We start from the raw sequence: 17,566 nt of genomic DNA on the forward strand, positions 1-17,566 counted from the left end.
ACAGGATCCTTGCAAGTGGGTGGTGGTTACAGCAGCTGGCGCACAGCCTGCTCGTAGGGGATACCTTTTTCGGCGGCCAGCTCGGTGGCGCGCACGTGAAGGCTCAGGCGATCGGGGTCGGTGGGCTTTTCGGCAAACTCGGCGGCATGGGTGTCGCCGCCTTTGCCGGACTTGTCCTTGGTAGCGGTCTCGCCGAACTCGACCACCTTGGGCATATCGCCCAGGAATGACTTGAAGGCGGTAGCCAGCGGCTGTTTAGCAGCACCTTCGCCAAATTCCACCGCACTCTCGCCGTCGGCAAAATCGAGGAAAGCCACCACGGCATCCTTGTGTTTCGGCGCCAGCTTGCCTTCACCGATCATCTGTTCGGCAAAGGCGGCGTGCTCGCCGTGGCGCTTGGCGGCTGCTGCCGATTTCGTCGCGGCCTCGGCCGCTACCAGGCGTTGTTTCAGCTGGGCGTTTTCGGCCTCCAGCGCGGCCTTTTCTTCAGGGGTCACATGACGCTCCTCTTCGGTGGTTTGGGTCAGGGAAACAGTGGTGTCGGTAGGGTCAGCAAAGGCAGCACGCGGCGCATCGTCTTGGCGCGCAGCTTCGCGGATAGATTCGATCTGCCAGTCGGGCACAACCTGGTCGGCGGTCTCCTGGTCGAACTTGGCCAGTAGCCATTCGCGCATGCGGCGCCACAGTGAGGCATTGGTCTCCATGCCCCAGTCGCCGAACTCGACCACGCCTTCTTCGGCATCTGCGAACTCGGCCTGCTTGAGGCCCTTTACGGCCGGTGGCATCGCGCCCAAAAAGCCGACGTGGCGCAGGTAGTACACGCCAGGCACCGGATTGTTAGGAGCGTCGGGTAGATAGAAACTGGCGGAAATTTTCTTGAAGCGTTTGGCAGCGAGCAGCTCAGCGAAGGCTGCGTCAACTTGATGCGCCTCGGCATTCAAGCCATCACTGTCGACAGCCAGCGACTTCACCCAGCCGTAGGCCGGGTCATCGTGTTTGGGGTGTCCAATGACGATGGGCGCCTCATGCAGGGCCGGATCGTAGGCGCGGGCACTGGCCGCAAGATCGGACTCGGAGAAATCAAGCACCGCACCAGACATCGCGGTCTGACGGCCGGGCTTGAAGATGTGTAGGGGTTTGGATGTGTTCATGCCACCATGATCGGCGGCATGTCGGGATGGAGCTTTTAAATGAGGTTAGTACTTAGAGATGAGCTCGGCCAGAGGCTGAATAAGTTGGCTTACTCGCCTAGCCCGAATGCAATACCAACATTAGTGAAGGTGTTACGACTAAGTTGCATGCCACCAAGACTAAGACCCATCGGGGATCCTATTACATTTAAACCAAGTGGACGGAAGTCAATTTCTGAAACTGAGGCTTTGAGATCACCCTTTGTTTCCGCCTTGAGTACTATTTTTCCATGCACAGAAACAACAATCTTGCTTCCCATGGTCTCAACACTAACGGCTGGGTGCGTTGAGATGGAGTCTGCCACGATAGGTACGAACTCTTTACTTCCAGGTGCTGCTACAGCTTGAAGCCAAACTCTAGGCGCCGGTCCAACCCCAATCAGTAGGGGTAGGGTTTTTCCAACTGCAAAGATATGGCCACCACCATTGATCACATTGCTGCAGAAGTTCAAATAGTCGTAGGGCTTGTAGTCTACCGGTAAATTTTCAGTAGTAATCATTTTTGCCCTCTGACAAGGCGTGTCTTAGGTGCAGATTTGAAATGCGTGCTCATACGCCCCAAGAGCTCTTTTTTCTCGTTAGCCACAAACTTGCTCAAGATAAAAAGCACAGCACTAACAAGCAAGCCAGCGATTAGCACAATCCATTCACTTTTTGTGACAGCTTCGGACTTTCCGGTGATTTCCGATATCCACTTTGGGAGAATACTCATTGCGTATCCAACGGAGGCGAAAAACACATTCACTGCCCAGCTTGTAAGCGGTGTTGATTCATTGGTAAGGCGAAGAAAGTCTGCTTCACACAGTTGGAAGTCTTCTTGAAACGTGCCTATCGACATGCCTGTGAACGAGCCATGCACGGGCACTGTTTCTGTAATGACCCGATCTTCAAAGACATTCTCAGGCATGTCCCCCCCATCAACTTTGTCCATGGCAGCCTAGGGCTAAACTCCAGCGTTGGTGATGTTAATCATGCAGATCAAAAAGCAACTGTGGAAACTGCATCACCCATTTAGGAAGCTGCCATCCTGTATTCCTGTGCTAGCGATGCCAAGCGCACAATATACCGAATTTCTAAAGCCTTTATAAAGCTTTATGGCTTTGTGAGCGGGGCTAAGGGCTACCGTTGCGCGTCAGAGAGGTCACAACGCCGCCAGAGCGGCTAGATTCCGGCAGCGGTTTTCAGGTGGCGCAGCACGGTGCCGAGCACCGCTTCGCTGGCTTCGGGCTGCAGATCGCCGTCTGCGGTGACGGGCAGATAAGGGCGTGCTGGCAACTCTACCGCGTGGCCACGGCCGGCTTGGCCGCCCACCTGGTGGATGCGGGCGTACTCGGCATTACTACCGATCACCACCGAGGCGGCGTCATAGTCCGTGACGATGGACGAGGCCAGGCGGCCGGTCTGCTGCAGGGTGACACCGTTCTCGCTGCTGGCTCGTTGGCTGGGCGTCCAGCGCGGCCGGCCTTCGGCAGCAAAGTTGTCTTCCACCACCATGGCCAGCGTGCCGGCAATCTTGCGCATGGCCGGGGTCATATCGAGCACCGACGACTCCAACCGCGCCAGCGCCGCCTGCAGCTGGCTATCGTCGACGGTGATACTGACGAAGTCGCTCATCGGAGTTCCTTCCTGGCCAGCGAGGCCAGCTTGCCGGTATAGCGCCCAAGGTCGGGTACCCAGGCGGCGGCACCGGGGTTGTAGCTCCAGCCCACGTCTGGCGAGACGGTGACCGTTTTGCCTGTGGCAGGGTCGACGGCACGGAAGGTGGCCACCTCGCGCTCCTCGCCGGTTTTCACCGAAACGGTCTTCATCGCAGTGCCCAGCTTGCCTTCGGACGTTTCCACCTGCACGCCCCGCGCCGTGATGTCGTCTGCCGACAGGGTGGTGACCCGGCAGCGGCAACCCCAGCCGTTGGGCGGGTAGAACGATTGCCAGAACGGGTCATCGTAGCGCAGCACTTTGCCGTTCATCGCGCGGTGGCTGGGTCGGGTGCTGCCGTCCAGGATGGCGACGTAGCGCCAGTACGGGCGGTCGTCGACGTTCTCGATCTGGGCTTGCCAACGGCCGGCCATGTAGGCGGTCTGCAGATTGGTGCGGAAGATGGTCTGCAGGCGCCACGGGCTGCCCAGCTGCACCTGGCTGATCTCGCCGGTGTCGGTATCGACGTGCTCCTGCTTGCCCCACCAGCCCTTGGCCTGCAGCACCGGCGTCAGCTCCTTTTTGAACCAGGCAAAGGTCTTGCCCTCAGCCAGTGCTTTCCCCACCGCTTCGCGGATGTCCTGCAGGATGTCCAGGCGCGTGGCCTTGGCCACGGTGAACGCCTGGGCCTGTGCGTCTTGCCATAGTTCCTCCCAGTACCAAGTGACGGCGTAGCCCTTGTTCTTCAGGTACTCGACCGCCTTCTTCGGCTCCAGGCTCATGCAGTAAGCGAGATCCACTTTAGCCATGGAGGCGCCCCCACAGCTTGGCAACAAAGAGAGCTCGCGCCAGGCGCTCCTGCAGGCCACTGGCGTCCATCTCCGGGTATAGCTCGGCCAGCGTGCCGAGCAGCGCATCGGGTTGGGCACCGCCTTCAATCCGCTTTAACAGCGGCGCCAACATCGCCTGAGCGTCGGCATTCAGGGCATCGGTCGACAGCGCATCGAGGGCTGCGTCCAGCGCGTCCTGGTCAGGTGCTTCTTCGGCCTCGGCAAATTCGGCCGCCGGCGTATCGGGAGTGGCCGCCTCGACCAGGTCACCGTCCTGCAGCTTATAGGCACGCTTGAAGTAGGCCGGTGTCAGCTTGGCACCGGCGCGGGTCAGCTTCTCGTCACGCTCGGCCAGCACCTTGTCGACTTCCTCCTGCTCCCACAGCGAGAACACCGGGCGGGAGCCGTCGCCCCAGTTCAGCTCGCACACCCAGCGGATCAGGGTGTTCATCGCCTCTTCAACAATGGCTTTGTCACCGTCGCGGATGTCGCGGGTGACCTCCAGTCCGGCCTGGGCCGAGGCGCGGTTAGCGGTGGCCTCGGTGGTCTGGTTTTGCCCCAAGAGGGCAATCGACACCTCTGAGCGGCAGAAGGTCAGCAGGCGCTCATATACCTCGGCGCTACCGGTCTTGCCGGCCGCTTCCTTGATCTCTACGCTGGCATCATCAGGGATCACCGCCACCGCGTCCTGCACCATGGCTTCCAGGTTGTCCAGCAACAGATCGGTCTCGGCCGGCGTGGCGCTGCGCGGGTGTTTGCCGATGATCCACGGCGCGCCGTACTTCTCGGTGAATTGCACCCAGAACTTGAGGCCACCCTTCTTGAAGGTAGTGGGCCAGAACACCATGGACAGGTCGGCAAAGCCGTAGGGGTTGTCATAGCTGGCGTCCTGGCGTGGCACCAGGAACTTGCGTGCGGGTAGCGCCTCGCCATGGAGTCGGTTGTGCCTGGAGCGGAAGCGCAGCTGGTTGTCCTGGTCGTACACGAACCAGTCGGCCGGCTTGCCGATGATGTCGATCGGCACTACGTAGCCGCCAACCTTGCCCCACATCACCTCCATCGGCTGGTAGCCGTAGAGCACGGCGTCCAGCATCTCGGTGATGATTCTGGATAGGTCCAGGTCGGCTAAGATGCTCTCGATCGACTTGGCCACACGGCTCTTGGCCTTGTCACGATCCAGCCCCCATTCCAGCGCCTTCACCGCCGCCTTACGACGGCGGATGCAGCCGCCTACATGGGCATCGGCACGCAGCTCGCGATAGACCTTGATGTCCTTACCCAGTGCTTTCAGTACGCTGTCCGGGTTGGGCAAATACATGCCCAGGGTGTGGAAGTCGATACTGCGCTCGCGCGTGGCGATCTGCTCGGACAGCGATTTGCGTGGCTCCCCGAACTGGACAAACTCGGTGGGGCTGACCCACATGCCTTTAGCTTTCATTGGTACCCCTGGGTAATTTTGGTGCCGGAGCGACGGCGGCGGGACTTCACCGTCACCGGGCCTTTGTTGATTTCGCGGCTGGCAAAGTAAGCCAGCGCCACTGCCACGGCGGCATCACCGTGGCGTTTGCCCTGGTCTTCTCCGGTACTGCGACTATCCGGGATACGAGGGACGCCCTTGACGATTTGTACCGCCCGTAAGTCGGCCAGCACATCGGCGTCTTTGGGCAGGCCATCCAGCGTGCCGTCCTCGAGCGCAGCTTTCACCGGCGGCATGTGTTCCCGGTACCAGGACTCGGTCAGCATCACCTGCTGGATACGGCTGGCACCGTAGCGTTGCATGGCGTACTCGGCCAGAAACTGGCCGTTGCCACGTGCATCGAAGGCGCCGCCGGTAAAGCCCGGCAAACGATCTAGCAGGTAAAAGCACACTTGCTCCTGCTGGCGGAACGGCACATTGCGCAGCTCCAGGATGAAGGGCACACGGCGTACCAGGTTTTGCTGCTGGATCAGCGGCACGTGCACGGTAAGGTCGCCGGTGCGGCCAAAGTCTTCGCCGTTAAAGCTGATGGCATCTGTCGGTAGTGCAGCCAGCAGCGGCGCCAGATGTTCCTCCAGCCAGTCGCGGCAATCGGCGATGCGGATGTGATCGGGCAGCAGCTCGAAGCCCGGCGGGCATGCCCAGCGCAGCACCGGTGTATCGGCCGACATGCGCGACTCCACCAGGGCACGCGACAGCCAGGCACCGCCGCTGTGCTTGGGAATGCAGCCGTATTCTTCCTCGGCAGACTCGGTATTGGGCGCGTTCTTGTACAGGTCATCGCGCCATTTCTTTTCGCCTTCCGGCGTCCAGGTCTGGCCGGTCACGTAGCAGATGCGCTTGTACAGGCCATCCGCGATGGCATCGTCCAGGGTGATGCGGTGGATGCTGTAATCCTTGCGACCGGCGCGGGCGTCTTCGATGTACTGGTTGAAAAGGTTCTCCACGCCGTTGTGCGTGCTGATCAACCGTACCTTGTTGCCCCACATGGTCAGTGCCAGCGCGGCCTTCAGCAGCTCTTCCAGGCTGTCGTGGAAGGCGGCCTCGTCGATCACCACATCGCCCTGCAAGCCGCGCAGGTTGGACGGCCGGCTGGATAGCGCCTGGATTTTGAAGCCGGACTTCGGGAAGCGGATCATGTAGGTGAGGATTTCTTCCTGCTTCCCCTCATCCCAGAAGGTCTGCTCGTACACGTCGGCCTGCGCCAGCTCGTTGAACGCCTTGGCGAACAGTGCGCAGGCGGCGATGTACTCCAGCGCCATTTCCTTCTTGCTGCCTACGTAGAAGGTATTGCAGCCCTGGCGGCGGCGCGGCCGGGCCGCCTTCACCACGTTGCGACCGGCCTCTGCCCAGGTCAGGCCGGTACGGCGCGACTTCTCCGCGAACATGATCTGGGCTTCGTCTTCGAACCAGCGCTGCTGGTACGGCAGGAATACCGGCTGATTAGAAGGGATGGCGTCGGCCACCTCTTGCGGTACCACCACGCCGGCCAGCTCTAGCTCCTCGGCCAGGTCGATCTTGCGCGGCGTGCCGACCGGCGTCAGCGTAGAGGCGGCTTGTGCAGCTTGCTTGGCCATCACTCTTTACCCAGCAAAATGCGGCGGATGCGTGCTTCCATCTGCTCGCTCATACCATCTGCGCCGCGCATTTCTTCCAGCTTTTCTTCCTGCTCGGCCAGCAGCTGGGCGCGGGCCTCGCGCTCGATGCGGGCTTGCTCGTCCAGACGGAAGCGTTTCTGGTTCACGCTGGCGCGGGCCAGGGTGGCAATGTTCTTGGCCGCACTGGATAGCAGACCGATGCGCTCTGCCGGGTCGACGTCTTCGTCACCGGCCTCCTGCAGGTTGACGATGCTCTCGAACAGCTCGGTCTGCACCAGGGCGATCACGGCTTCGGAGCGAGCGTCCTGGTCGTCGGCCGCACCTTCGGTCAAGAGACGCGCAGCCTCGGTGCTGGCCTTGATGGCGGCGAAGCGGCGCTCAATCTTCTGGCCGTAGCGGTGGATGGCAGATTTGCTGATGGCGAAACCCTTGTCGCGCAGCGCGGCTTCCAGCAGCTGGTAGCCACTGAAGTTGCCCTCCACCAGAGACTTATCAAGCCACTCGCGTACCGACTGGGGCAGTTGGCCAACACTGTTGCGGCGGGCCATATCACTGGCTCCAGTACTTCTGCGGCCGGGCAATACCGGGTTCGCAGTCGATGGTGTACTCGGCAATGTCGGTGCCGTAGCGGGTCAGGCTGCCCCACCAGCGGCCGGAAGGTTCCTTGCGCAGCTCGACCAGGTCACGGTCAGACAGGTAGTCCAGCTCGCGCCGGACTTCAATCGGCGTCACGTCCGGATAGATGGACTGCATGGTCATCTGGATAGGCCCCTCGGACAGCTCCTCCGGGCGGGCGTTGTACAACGCCAGCAGCAAATACCAGCGCAGACTTTCACGGCGTACTTTGGCTTGATCAATCACGGTTGGCCCCTTTTAGTTGCCAGTTCTCAAGGCGCAACGCCACCGCATCAAGCTTGGCCTCGATCACGGTCTGGTTGCGGATATAGTCTTCGCGGCGCACGTACTGCAGCGGCAGCTCGGCTTTCCACTGCAGGAAGTCGCGGTCCAGTGCCTGCAGCCGGGTGACCACTTTCTGTTCTTCTTCGGCGTGGCGGGTGAGCGTGGCCTGCATGGCGGTGTCGGCCATCTTGCGGGCGTCTTCCAGCGCCTGGAAGCGCTCGTCCAGGCGACGGTCTATCTGACTGAACAGCACCTTGGCGCCGCCGGCGACAAAGCCAAAGAAAGCCAGCAACAACGTGAGTAGCTGCCAGAACTCTACTTGTACGGTCATGGCTTGCTCCCTTCATGCCAGTCCAGTAGGCGGTTCAGCTGTGACTCGATGTTGCGGCAGCGCTGTCCGTAGTCGGTGATGTGTTCCAGGATGTCAGCCTGCTGTACCCCGGCATCAAGGGCTTCGGCGGGGTCGGCCGCATCAGCAGCGCCGGCGGCAGGGATGGTTGGGGGCACAGGGGCGGCACCGATGGCGCCGTTGTACACGCCGACAAAGCCATGAGTGAAAACGCACTGAGGAACAGGCTGCAGCGGCGCATCAGGCGCCGGGCGGTATTGGCTGGTGACACGGGTGATTCTCCGTTTCAGTTGGTCGGTATCTTCGGCGTGCCGGGCACGCGCCTGCAGCAACTGGAAACCCAGCTGGTTGGCGGTGGCGGTCAGCTCGCGCTCTTTGTCCAGGGCCTGCCCGGCGGCGGTCGACATCAGCAAGGCGTGGTCACGCTTGAGGTTAGCCAGCGCGGTCTCGCCCTTGGCCTGGGCCGAGCGGTGGCCCAGACCGTAACCCCCGGCACCGGCCGCCAGGGTTGTGATGGCGATCAGGCCCAAGCCAGCCAGTGCCGCCTGCAGGCGGGTGGCGATGAAGGGGGTATCAAGCATTGCTGGCCTCCTGCTTGTCGCGCTTGGCGGCAATCCAGCTACGGGCAGCCGAGTAGCCGCCCACCACGCCTAGATAGACCAGCCAGGTATCGGTAGTCAGCTGGCCAGCCACGCCCTGGTAGATGAACATGCCAGTGGCAGAGGCGCAGGCCACATTGGCCCACAGCTTGCTGTGGCTCAGACGGCCGCTGGCTGGGTTGGTAAACAGATCAGACAGGCGCATGGGCTTACTCCTGCAGGCTGCCAACCAGTGGCTTCAACCCACCCTGCAGCCAATCGGCCACGTTGAAGCCAGGGCAGGTTTTGAGCCACTCGCCAGGCTCCACGGTGCCGTCGCCATCCTTGTCTGGCGACAGGTCACGGTGGCCTACCACGCGGGCAGCCGGGTACTGCGCCTTCAGCGCTTTTACCAGGCTGTGTAGTGCATCCCACTGCGCCCGGGTAAAACGGCTGGTGCCTACCAGACAGATGCCGATGGATTGGGCGTTGAAACCCTGGGCGTGGGCGCCTACCTCGGCAATGCCTCGGCCGGTGTGCTTGCTGCCATCGGTATCCAGCACGAAGTGGTAGCCGATGGCGGGTAGATGCGGGTTGAGCTGTGTCAGCGCAGCCGGCTGGCGCTTGAAGCCACGCTGGGCATGCCAGATATCGATGACCGCTGCGGCGCTTTTGGTAGGGCTACCCAGCTGACGGCCATTGGCGCTGGCCGAGCAGTGGATAACGATGCAGTTGATGGTACGAGACATGATCCCCTCCAGACGTGAACATGCCGCCATTGTCGGCGGCATGTTCGGGAGGGGCTTTTAATCGAGATTAGAGAGATTCAGCAGAAAACTATAGGAATTACGGAAGTAACACTTTCCAACCATAACCAAGCAGCGGGAGTGAGGCAGAAGTACACGACATGAGCTAAAACAAGCCCAATGATTAGTACAAAAGCAATTGCCCATAGAATGCGACGCTGCATGGACAATCGTGCGTCTAACATCGCAAAGATGTCGTTGAACGTTGGAGCAACGGTTTGATGCTTTTTCTGAATGAGATCTTTCTGACGTGTGATTTCACCCTTCAGCACCTCGAGCGTATGCCTCTGATTCCAGATCAGCAAACCGACCAACAGTACAAAAATCCAGCAGCCAAGTAATACGGCAGAATTCACCCAAGTCTCATAGCTGGTTGCTTTTTCAGACCCGGCATCCTTCATTTGTGTGGCTACTATGATCGTAGCAACTGGGATGCTAAGCATTTGGTTCTGAATATCAGCAAAAACCTTATGAATTTTCCCCGTGTATTCGACCTTTGCTGCTTCGAGCTCACTTCTGACTTTGTCATAAGAGAAGTTGGAAACGAACAGCCGATAGCCATCGGCAAACTTATTTTGCAGCTCAGGAAGATGAGAGAGTAGTCGCTGGAACCGCTCAGCAGGAGAAGCCCCCTTAGCGATGCTTATTGCCGCATCTGCGAGGATGGCAAGCTTTTGCTCCTTGTGAGTATCGTTCGTGAAGGAGTCTTCTAGCTTCTTTATGGCAGACAGATCGGCGGCTAAAAGATCAGCTTTGCAATAGCTCACTGGAAGTGTGAATTTTCCTTCGTGAATGAATATCAGCTCTTCTCTTTCGGCTTCTAGGTATGCCGCAGCTTCTCTGAGTAGCAGGATGAAGCTGAGCAAAGTTTTATAGCTCTGCACCTCCGGGGGGACAGAGCTATCTCCTGGAGCATACTTGCTATCAATTAAAAAGTATCTCTTTGGCTCTTCAATGCGGGCCTTCCTGGTTCGGAGAAGGCCATCTAAATCGCTAGATAGCACACCAATGCCGAGCCTTGGTTCCCCAACGAGCAAGCGTACAGTCTGCCCAACTGCAAGTTTGTCAGGGTTTCCAGACGCCAGGCTCATTCCTGAGTCATCAAGGTTTTCCTCTTCCAAAAGCAACGCAAGCGTATCCCTCAAGTCTTGACTTGATAGGGTAAGCGTACCGGCCTTGGCATTTTGGTCAAATGCCAAGCTCCGATAAATACTTAGCAGAAGCGGGAATGTAACCTTACTCATTATCTCCGTCGTCTTGTTGCATCTCTTTACGTAGCCTGATCTTGAGTTCTTCAGGCACGTTTGTGATAGTCAATGATTCGTCGTCATGGCTTTGTTGCACAAATCAGTGCTTGCGTCCGTCCGGTAGAATGACCGCATGAGCAAGCCCCTTCCTCCCAAGTACCAAACCATCAACTGGCAGTCATACAACCAGTCCCTCAAGCAACGAGGGCAGCTCCTTCTCTGGCTCGACAAAGGCATGAACTGGTTGGCACCGGCTACCGGCAGGCGGGGACGGCAGCTAACTTTTTCTGATGCTGCCATCCAGTTCTGTCTCACCATCAAATGCCTCTTTGGCCTGGCGCTACGGCAAGCCACAGGTATGGTCGAAAGTATGTTGCGCCTGGCTGGCCTTGACTGGGCCGTCCCCGACTTCAGCACGCTTTCCCGCCGCCAGAAAGACCTGCAAGTCCGCATCCCGGTACAGAAAAAGCAAGGTTGTCTGCATCTCTTGGTGGATAGCACCGGCATCAAGATGATGGGTGAAGGCGAGTGGAAGGTGAAAAAGCATGGCGCTGATTACCGCCGCCAATGGCGCAAGCTGCATCTGGGCATAGATGCGCAAACGCTGGAAATCCGGGCAATGGAAGTGACCGACAATCGCACTGGAGATGCCACGATGCTGCCAGAGCTGCTATCGCAAATTCCGGCGGGAGAGGGACTGGTAACCGTCACCACGGATGGGGCGTACGACACACGCCTATGTTACGCAGCGATTGCAGAGCGTGGGGCGGCAGCCATCATTCCCCCACGTCGAAATGGCCAATTCTGGAAAGGGAATTTACGGGGCAATCAGGCTCGCAATGAGTCGCTACGAGCGGTGAAGTATCTGGGGCGCGCGCTCTGGAAAAAGTGGAGTGGCTACCATCGCCGCAGCTTGGTCGAAACGAAGATGCACTGTTTCAAATTGCTGGCAGATCGGGTTAAGTCACGGGACTTTGACCGGCAAGTAGCGGAGCTTCAAATCTGTGCAGCGATTCTGAATCGCTTCACAGCACTGGGCACGCCGCAAACGGTCCGTATGGGATAAATCCGTCTGGGGATTGGGGTAGTTCGACCTACGGCTGATTTGTGCAACAAAGCCCTGTTGCTGCCATCATTACAAGAAGAAAGGGTTCCTAGCCTGAAGTCCGCGGGCACGTAGTCCAGCAGGTTGCCCTGCCCTGACAGATCGGCCGTGAATTGCTTGCCCCAGGCATGGGCATCGCGCGGTATGCGCGAGCGCACCAGCACTGCGCTAGTGCCCTCGCGTTGGCCGCCGTATAAAGACTTGCGCAGCACGTCCGCACGCGACATGGCAACGTAGTTCAGCAGGTTGCCAGACCAGTAGCTGCCACCGCATTTTTTATCGGCCGTGTACTGCCTCGCCTCGAAACGGTTGGTAGCAGTTGAGTATTCGTAGCATACGTTGCTATTGAAATAGCCGTAGTAATCGATAGACGGCTTGAATTCTACATCATATATGCCATCATCGTCCAAATCAGTCGCATCGTTATAGGCTTCAACGAACATATTTCGGTCGCGGCCTACTACCAACACATTCAGCGGTGGTTGCGACACCGAAGTACCAACCATGGGTAAATTGGGCACCACCAGCGCGGCAGCCGGCAAAATATGGCATACCAAAATTAAACATTTGAAATTATCGACCAATCTGCGCATTTTAAACTCCACCAGAAAACAGCCCTGAATTTTCTGATTAAAATATAGCCACACCCACCACAATACGAAATTATAGCCACCAACACTCAATCACATACACTTTAAATCTCAAAAAAAAATGCTCAATATCAGAACCCCAAGAGAACTACTCATCAACATTCACCAAACCACCAGTATTTATATTGCCAACAGTAATTAATTTATTAAAAACACGTATAACTAATTATCGAAAAATACACATACAAGCATGGTAAAAAAAAAGCAGTGCCCGCAAAGCACTTCGCGTATGTCACAAAAAACAGCGCACCTATGTGCAAGCTAGCTGGTGTACAACCACGCTTGCTCACAATCCACAAGATAAGTCATAGCGCAGAGCCTGTATGCCTTTGCAAAGACAAGCAGTGGAAAGTGCCTTCTGCCAAGCCCAAAAAAGCTAACAGGCGATGCGCAGCAACTAGCCGACAGCAAGCACACGGCATAGCAGGCGGCTCTGCCAGCCAAACCCAACTGATGCCGTAAACACTGCCGATCAGGCATAGCAACTGTTGCTATCACACTCTGCATGCTGACCCGCAAAGCTTCGCCGTGTTTGAAATAGCAGTATCAGCCCCGTGAAGACAGCAGCGACTTCCGACTTTTACGGATGCCAGTTGCACGACAAGTGTCATCTAGCCGCTAGTAAAAAAGACAAACCCCGCTTGTACAACCAGCGGGGTTTGTCTTGGGCTCGGTAACGCCGGGCGGGCCGGCTGTGGCTTACTTGCGCTCTACCTGCGATACATCGCGCACCGCACCCGTATCGGCGCTGGTGGTCATGGCAGCGTAGGCACGCAGCGCCGGGCTCACCACGCGCTGTCGATCCTGCGGTTTCCATGCCTGGGCGCCACGGGCCTCCTGTGCGGCGCGGCGTGCGGCCAACGTTTCATCGCGGACTACCAGATGGATGCCACGGTTGGGGATGTCGATCTCGATGGTATCGCCCTCTTCCACCAGGCCGATGGCACCGCCTTCGGCGGCTTCCGGCGACACGTGGCCAATGGACAGGCCGGAGGTACCGCCCGAGAAGCGGCCGTCGGTCAGCAGCGCGCAGGCTTTGCCCAAGCCTTTGGATTTCAGGTAGCTAGTGGGGTACAGCATTTCCTGCATGCCAGGGCCGCCTTTCGGACCTTCGTAGCGGATCACCACGACATCACCGGCCACCACTTGGTCAGCCAGGATAGCGGCCACGGCGTCGTCCTGGCTTTCAAACACGCGGGCACGGCCGGTGAATTTGAGGATGGAATCGTCCACACCAGCGGTTTTCACGATGCAGCCACGCTCGGCGATATTGCCGTACAGCACGGCCAGGCCGCCATCCTGCGAGTAGGCGTTGGCCTTGTCGCGGATGCAGCCACCGGCGCGGTCGTCGTCCAGCGTCGGGTAGCGCATGCTCTGGCTGAAGGCGATGGTGGTCGGCACGCCGCCAGGTGCCGCGCGGTAGAAGCGGTGCGGCTCGCTTTCCGGGCCGTGGCGCATTACGTCCCAGGCCTCGATACCGGCGCCCATGCTGGGGCTGTGTACGGTGGGTACATCGCGCTGGATCAGGCCGGCGCGGTCCAGCTCGGCCAGGATGGCGATCACGCCACCGGCGCGATGTACATCTTCCATATGGTACTTCTGCGTGGCCGGTGCCACCTTGGACAGGCAGGGCACGCTGCGCGAGATGCGGTCGATGTCGGCCATCTTGAAATCCACACCGGCTTCGCTGGCGGCAGCCAGCAGGTGCAGCACGGTATTGGTGGAGCCGCCCATGGCCACGTCCAGGCTCATCGCGTTCTCGAACGCGGCCTTGGTGGCGATACTGCGCGGCAGCACGCTGAAGTCGTCCTGCTCGTAGTGGCGCTTGGTGATCTCCACGATCAGGCGGCCGGCCTTCAGGAACAGCTCCTTGCGGTCGGCGTGGGTGGCCAGCAGGCTGCCGTTGCCCGGCAGCGACAGGCCCAGCGCCTCGGTCAGGCAGTTCATCGAGTTGGCGGTAAACATGCCGGAACAGGAGCCGCAGGTCGGGCAGGCGCTGCGCTCTACCTTGTCCACCTCGGCGTCCGACACGGCGCTGTTGGCCGCTTCCACCATGGCGTCCACCAGGTCCAGCTTGCGGATGTCGTTACCCCACTGCACCTTGCCGGCCTCCATCGGGCCGCCGGACACAAACACCACAGGGATGTTGAGGCGCAGCGCGGCCATCAGCATGCCGGGGGTGATCTTGTCGCAGTTGGAGATGCACACCAGCGCGTCGGCGCAGTGCGCGTTGACCATGTATTCCACGCTGTCGGCGATCAGGTCGCGGCTGGGCAGGCTGTACAGCATGCCGCCGTGGCCCATGGCGATGCCGTCGTCCACCGCGATGGTGTTGAATTCTTTGGCGACGCCACCAGCGCGCTCGATTTCACGCGCCACCAGCTGGCCCATATTGTGCAGGTGTACGTGGCCGGGCACGAACTGGGTAAAGCTGTTGGCAATAGCGATAATCGGCTTCTGGAAGTCTTCGTCCTTCATGCCGGTGGCGCGCCACAGCGCACGGGCACCGGCCATATTGCGGCCTGCAGTGGAGGTTTTGGAGCGGTATTGCGGCATGGCTTTATCCTTTGGGTCTCTTTGCCTACGCCACACGGGCGCAGCCTGAATCTTGTCCTGTTTGCGCGCATCGCCGCCTCTGTGAGCAGCTGGCAGGAACTTCCGGGTGCGTGAAGTTTCTGTTAATGGCACCATCCCGTCATGATCGCGTCGGGACGCCACCTGGCGCTTTCCGTATAATTTCGATCTTCCTTTTACCGCAAACGCACATTACTGACAAATGCTGATCCATCCTCAGTTTGACCCCGTCGCCATCCACCTGGGCCCGCTGGCCGTGCACTGGTACGGCCTGATGTACCTGCTGGGCTTTGGCCTGTTCCTGTGGCTGGGCAATCTGCGCGTGAAAAGCCAGCCGTGGAGCGGCTGGAGCGCCAAGGACCTGGACGACTTTCTCACCTGGGCAGTACTGGGTGTGGTGGTGGGCGGCCGCCTGGGCGAAGTGCTGTTCTACCAGCCCGGCTACTACCTGCAACACCCGGCAGAAATCCTGATGGTGTGGAAAGGCGGCATGAGCTTCCACGGCGGCTTTATCGGCGTACTGGTAGCCATGGCGCTGTTTGCGCGCAAGCAAGGCAGCAGTTTCTGGCGGGTAGCCGACTTTGTTGCCCCGCTGGTGCCCACCGGGTTGGCCGCAGGCCGCGTCGGCAACTTTATCAATGGCGAATTGTGGGGCCGCGTGGCACCGGCCGATCTGCCGTGGGCGATGATTTTCCCGCGCGTAGACATGCTGCCGCGCCACCCGTCGCAGCTGTATCAGGCGCTGCTGGAAGGCCTGGCGCTGTTTGTCATCCTGTGGCTGTTCTCGGCACGCCGCCGCCCGGTGGGCCAGGTGTCGGCGGTGTTCCTGATCGGCTACGGCAGCTTCCGTTTCATCGCCGAATACTTCCGCACCCCGGACGCCGGCATCTTCGGCCAGTCCGACGTAATCAGCATGGGCCAATGGCTGAGCCTGCCGATGATCGTGGCCGGTATCGCGCTGTACCGCTGGGCAGCGCGCCAGCCGCAAACTGCTTGAGGAGCCTGCGATGAAAGCCATCGTTCCCCTGCTGCTGTGCAGCCTGCTGGCCGGCTGCGCCACCTACCAGTGGCGCCACGGCGACGGCACCCGCAACTTTGACGCCGAAAGCTACCCGTGCAAACAGGAGGCCGCCAAAGCCTTCCCGCCGGACATGCGCGAACGCGTGGCGCGCGCTGCGTCGTTCCAGCCGCCGCGGCAGATCTGCGGCGCCAACAACCAGTGCACATGGACACCGGGCTATTGGGAGCCCGAGCGCCGCGAAAGCTTCGATGCCAACGCCGAGCAGCGCGAAGACATGTACAGCAGCTGCATGAAAGCCAAAGGCTGGGCCTACATACGCGTGGATTAAGCGACTGGCGCAAGGTTGGCCGCAACGAACAAGGCCCTGCCGCATGGCAGGGCCTTGTTGTTTTACCCGGCACCATTCTGGTCGACCGCCAGCGTCTAGCGCGGCGGGCACACCGGCCGCGCCGATAGCGGCGTAGACAGAATAATGCTGGTACGCGTCTCGCCCAGGTCGTTCAGGTGCGATACCAGCAATTCCAGATGCTGCACGTCGCGCGCCAGCACCCGAAACACGTAGGAGTCCACCCCGGTCACGTGGTGGCACTCCTGCACCTCCGGCATGGCAGCCAACCTGTCCAGCAGGGTTTTCTTGGCCGGCTGCGGCACGGTAATGCCCACCAGCGCAGACAGCGCGTAGCCCGCCTTCAGCGGCGCCACCACCGCGTGGTAGCCGCGAATCACCCCCGCCTCTTCCAGCCGCTTGACGCGCTCCGACACCGCCGGCACCGACAAACCCACCGCTTGCGCCAGCTCGGTCAGCGACTGGCGGGCGTTGTCCTGCAGCGCGGCCAGAATGGCCCACGATTTGGCATCCACTTCCATTTGTTAAGCCCTTCTGCCATCTGGCCTGATTTTCTTAGGCCAGCATAGCGCATCGCCTGCATCTCGGCATGGGCAACCGCGCCACGCCGCGTCACACTATGCAGCAGCAAAGGAGAACACCATGAGCCTGTTTCTGGAAGCGGCCGCCATCGGGCTGGCCATTGCCGCACCGGTCGGCCCCATCGGCCTGCTGTGCATCGAACGCACGCTGCGCCGTGGCCCGGCGGCCGGATTTGTCACCGGCCTGGGCGCCGCCAGCGCCGATGGCCTGTACGCCAGCGCCGGTGCCGCCGGCATGGGCACCCTGCTGCACACCCTTAGCGCCATCGCCACGCCGCTGGCGCTGGCCGGTAGCGCGCTGCTGCTGTACATGGGCGTGGGCACGCTGCGCCGCGCCGCGGCCAACCATGCCGCCCGCGCCAGCGAAGGCGGCGGGCTGGCCATGGCTTATCTGTCGGCGCTGGGGCTGACGCTGAGCAACCCGATGACCATCCTGTCGTTTATTGCAGTCTTTGCCAGCCTGGCTGGCGGCCAACACACCACGCCGGCACAGGCCGCGCTGATGGTGGCCGGCGTGTTTGCCGGCTCGGCGCTGTGGTGGCTGTTGCTGGCCTACGGCGGCGGGCGCCTGCTGGCGCGGCTGGGGCCCGCCGGGCAACAGCGCATCAACCAGCTATGCGGCGTGCTGCTGATCGGCTTTGCCGTGCTGATGGCGTGGCGCACGCTGGCAGGCTAAACA

The 17,566-nt window shown here is 60.1% G+C and carries 21 protein-coding genes; 4 read left to right on the top strand and 17 right to left on the bottom strand.

Annotated features, from left to right (window positions below):
* Positions 1-26: 26 nt before the first annotated feature.
* The 14 genes from LCH97_RS07140 to LCH97_RS07205 all read right to left on the bottom strand — a co-directional run bounded on the left by LCH97_RS07140 (position 27) and on the right by LCH97_RS07205 (position 10,607).
* Positions 27-1,151 (bottom strand): peptidase, encoded by a 1,125-nt coding sequence (locus LCH97_RS07140; RefSeq protein WP_227304464.1) that lies wholly within the window; start codon positions 1,149-1,151, stop codon positions 27-29.
* An 89-nt stretch (positions 1,152-1,240) separates the two neighbouring features.
* Positions 1,241-1,690: a hypothetical protein gene (locus LCH97_RS07145; RefSeq protein ID WP_227304467.1), complete on the bottom strand. Its 450-nt coding sequence runs from the start codon at positions 1,688-1,690 to the stop codon at positions 1,241-1,243.
* A complete protein-coding gene (locus LCH97_RS07150) occupies positions 1,687-2,121 on the bottom strand; it encodes a hypothetical protein (RefSeq protein ID WP_227304470.1) in 435 nt (144 codons plus the stop codon). The genes LCH97_RS07145 and LCH97_RS07150 overlap by 4 nt, the downstream gene beginning before the upstream one ends.
* A gap of 230 nt (positions 2,122-2,351) precedes the next feature.
* Positions 2,352-2,804: a phage virion morphogenesis protein gene (locus tag LCH97_RS07155; RefSeq protein ID WP_227304473.1), complete on the bottom strand. Its 453-nt coding sequence runs from the start codon at positions 2,802-2,804 to the stop codon at positions 2,352-2,354.
* On the bottom strand, positions 2,801-3,634 hold the full coding sequence (locus tag LCH97_RS07160; RefSeq protein WP_227304476.1) for a phage minor head protein: 834 nt from the start codon (positions 3,632-3,634) through the stop codon (positions 2,801-2,803). Before LCH97_RS07160 ends, LCH97_RS07155 begins: the two co-directional genes overlap by 4 nt.
* Entirely contained in the window at positions 3,627-5,093 is a 1,467-nt protein-coding gene (locus LCH97_RS07165; RefSeq protein WP_227304479.1) for a DUF935 domain-containing protein, read from the bottom strand. The genes LCH97_RS07160 and LCH97_RS07165 overlap by 8 nt, the downstream gene beginning before the upstream one ends.
* Positions 5,090-6,709 carry a hypothetical protein gene (locus tag LCH97_RS07170; protein WP_227304482.1) on the bottom strand — a complete coding sequence of 540 codons (1,620 nt, stop codon included), beginning with the start codon at positions 6,707-6,709 and terminating at the stop codon, positions 5,090-5,092. Before LCH97_RS07170 ends, LCH97_RS07165 begins: the two co-directional genes overlap by 4 nt.
* Positions 6,709-7,278: a DUF3486 family protein gene (locus LCH97_RS07175; RefSeq protein WP_017507948.1), complete on the bottom strand. Its 570-nt coding sequence runs from the start codon at positions 7,276-7,278 to the stop codon at positions 6,709-6,711. The genes LCH97_RS07170 and LCH97_RS07175 overlap by 1 nt, the downstream gene beginning before the upstream one ends.
* A 1-nt stretch (position 7,279) precedes the next feature.
* Positions 7,280-7,591 carry a hypothetical protein gene (locus tag LCH97_RS07180; RefSeq protein WP_017507949.1) on the bottom strand — a complete coding sequence of 104 codons (312 nt, stop codon included), beginning with the start codon at positions 7,589-7,591 and terminating at the stop codon, positions 7,280-7,282.
* A complete protein-coding gene (locus tag LCH97_RS07185) occupies positions 7,584-7,961 on the bottom strand; it encodes a hypothetical protein (protein ID WP_227304485.1) in 378 nt (125 codons plus the stop codon). The genes LCH97_RS07180 and LCH97_RS07185 overlap by 8 nt, the downstream gene beginning before the upstream one ends.
* Positions 7,958-8,560 (bottom strand): hypothetical protein, encoded by a 603-nt coding sequence (locus LCH97_RS07190; RefSeq protein WP_227304488.1) that lies wholly within the window; start codon positions 8,558-8,560, stop codon positions 7,958-7,960. Before LCH97_RS07190 ends, LCH97_RS07185 begins: the two co-directional genes overlap by 4 nt.
* Positions 8,553-8,783 carry a hypothetical protein gene (locus LCH97_RS07195; protein WP_227304491.1) on the bottom strand — a complete coding sequence of 77 codons (231 nt, stop codon included), beginning with the start codon at positions 8,781-8,783 and terminating at the stop codon, positions 8,553-8,555. Before LCH97_RS07195 ends, LCH97_RS07190 begins: the two co-directional genes overlap by 8 nt.
* A 4-nt stretch (positions 8,784-8,787) precedes the next feature.
* Complete coding sequence (locus LCH97_RS07200; RefSeq protein ID WP_227304494.1) at positions 8,788-9,306, bottom strand: N-acetylmuramoyl-L-alanine amidase; 519 nt, start codon at positions 9,304-9,306, stop codon at positions 8,788-8,790.
* Positions 9,307-9,383: 77 nt separating this feature from the next.
* A complete protein-coding gene (locus LCH97_RS07205; RefSeq protein WP_227304497.1) occupies positions 9,384-10,607 on the bottom strand; it encodes a hypothetical protein in 1,224 nt (407 codons plus the stop codon).
* Between the two features lie 136 nt (positions 10,608-10,743).
* On the opposite strand from LCH97_RS07205, the gene LCH97_RS07210 reads away from it, so the two are divergent.
* The gene (locus tag LCH97_RS07210; RefSeq protein WP_227301451.1) at positions 10,744-11,676 is read left to right on the top strand and encodes an IS5 family transposase; all 933 of its coding nucleotides are present in this window, start codon (positions 10,744-10,746) and stop codon (positions 11,674-11,676) included.
* Here LCH97_RS07210 and LCH97_RS07215 read toward each other — a convergent pair.
* Both LCH97_RS07215 and ilvD read right to left on the bottom strand, forming a co-directional pair.
* Positions 11,607-12,308 carry a hypothetical protein gene (locus LCH97_RS07215; RefSeq protein ID WP_227304500.1) on the bottom strand — a complete coding sequence of 234 codons (702 nt, stop codon included), beginning with the start codon at positions 12,306-12,308 and terminating at the stop codon, positions 11,607-11,609. The two genes, LCH97_RS07210 and LCH97_RS07215, sit on opposite strands and share 70 nt — an antisense overlap.
* A gap of 756 nt (positions 12,309-13,064) precedes the next feature.
* Positions 13,065-14,921, bottom strand: coding sequence for a dihydroxy-acid dehydratase (gene ilvD, locus LCH97_RS07220; protein WP_227304503.1), 1,857 nt, complete (start codon positions 14,919-14,921; stop codon positions 13,065-13,067).
* Between the two features lie 220 nt (positions 14,922-15,141).
* Between ilvD and lgt the strand changes: the two genes are divergently transcribed.
* The gene (lgt, locus tag LCH97_RS07225) at positions 15,142-15,936 is read left to right on the top strand and encodes a prolipoprotein diacylglyceryl transferase (protein WP_227304507.1); all 795 of its coding nucleotides are present in this window, start codon (positions 15,142-15,144) and stop codon (positions 15,934-15,936) included.
* Between the two features lie 10 nt (positions 15,937-15,946).
* Positions 15,947-16,288: a hypothetical protein gene (locus tag LCH97_RS07230; RefSeq protein WP_227304510.1), complete on the top strand. Its 342-nt coding sequence runs from the start codon at positions 15,947-15,949 to the stop codon at positions 16,286-16,288.
* Positions 16,289-16,383: 95 nt separating this feature from the next.
* On the opposite strand, the gene LCH97_RS07235 is transcribed toward LCH97_RS07230, so the two are convergent.
* Positions 16,384-16,827: an Lrp/AsnC family transcriptional regulator gene (locus LCH97_RS07235; RefSeq protein ID WP_017508524.1), complete on the bottom strand. Its 444-nt coding sequence runs from the start codon at positions 16,825-16,827 to the stop codon at positions 16,384-16,386.
* A 121-nt stretch (positions 16,828-16,948) separates the two neighbouring features.
* On the opposite strand from LCH97_RS07235, the gene LCH97_RS07240 reads away from it, so the two are divergent.
* The gene (locus tag LCH97_RS07240) at positions 16,949-17,563 is read left to right on the top strand and encodes a LysE family translocator (RefSeq protein ID WP_227304513.1); all 615 of its coding nucleotides are present in this window, start codon (positions 16,949-16,951) and stop codon (positions 17,561-17,563) included.
* The last annotated feature ends 3 nt before the right edge of the window (positions 17,564-17,566 follow it).

The organism is Vogesella sp. XCS3, from assembly GCF_020616155.1.
Classification (GTDB): Bacteria; Pseudomonadota; Gammaproteobacteria; order Burkholderiales; family Chromobacteriaceae; genus Vogesella.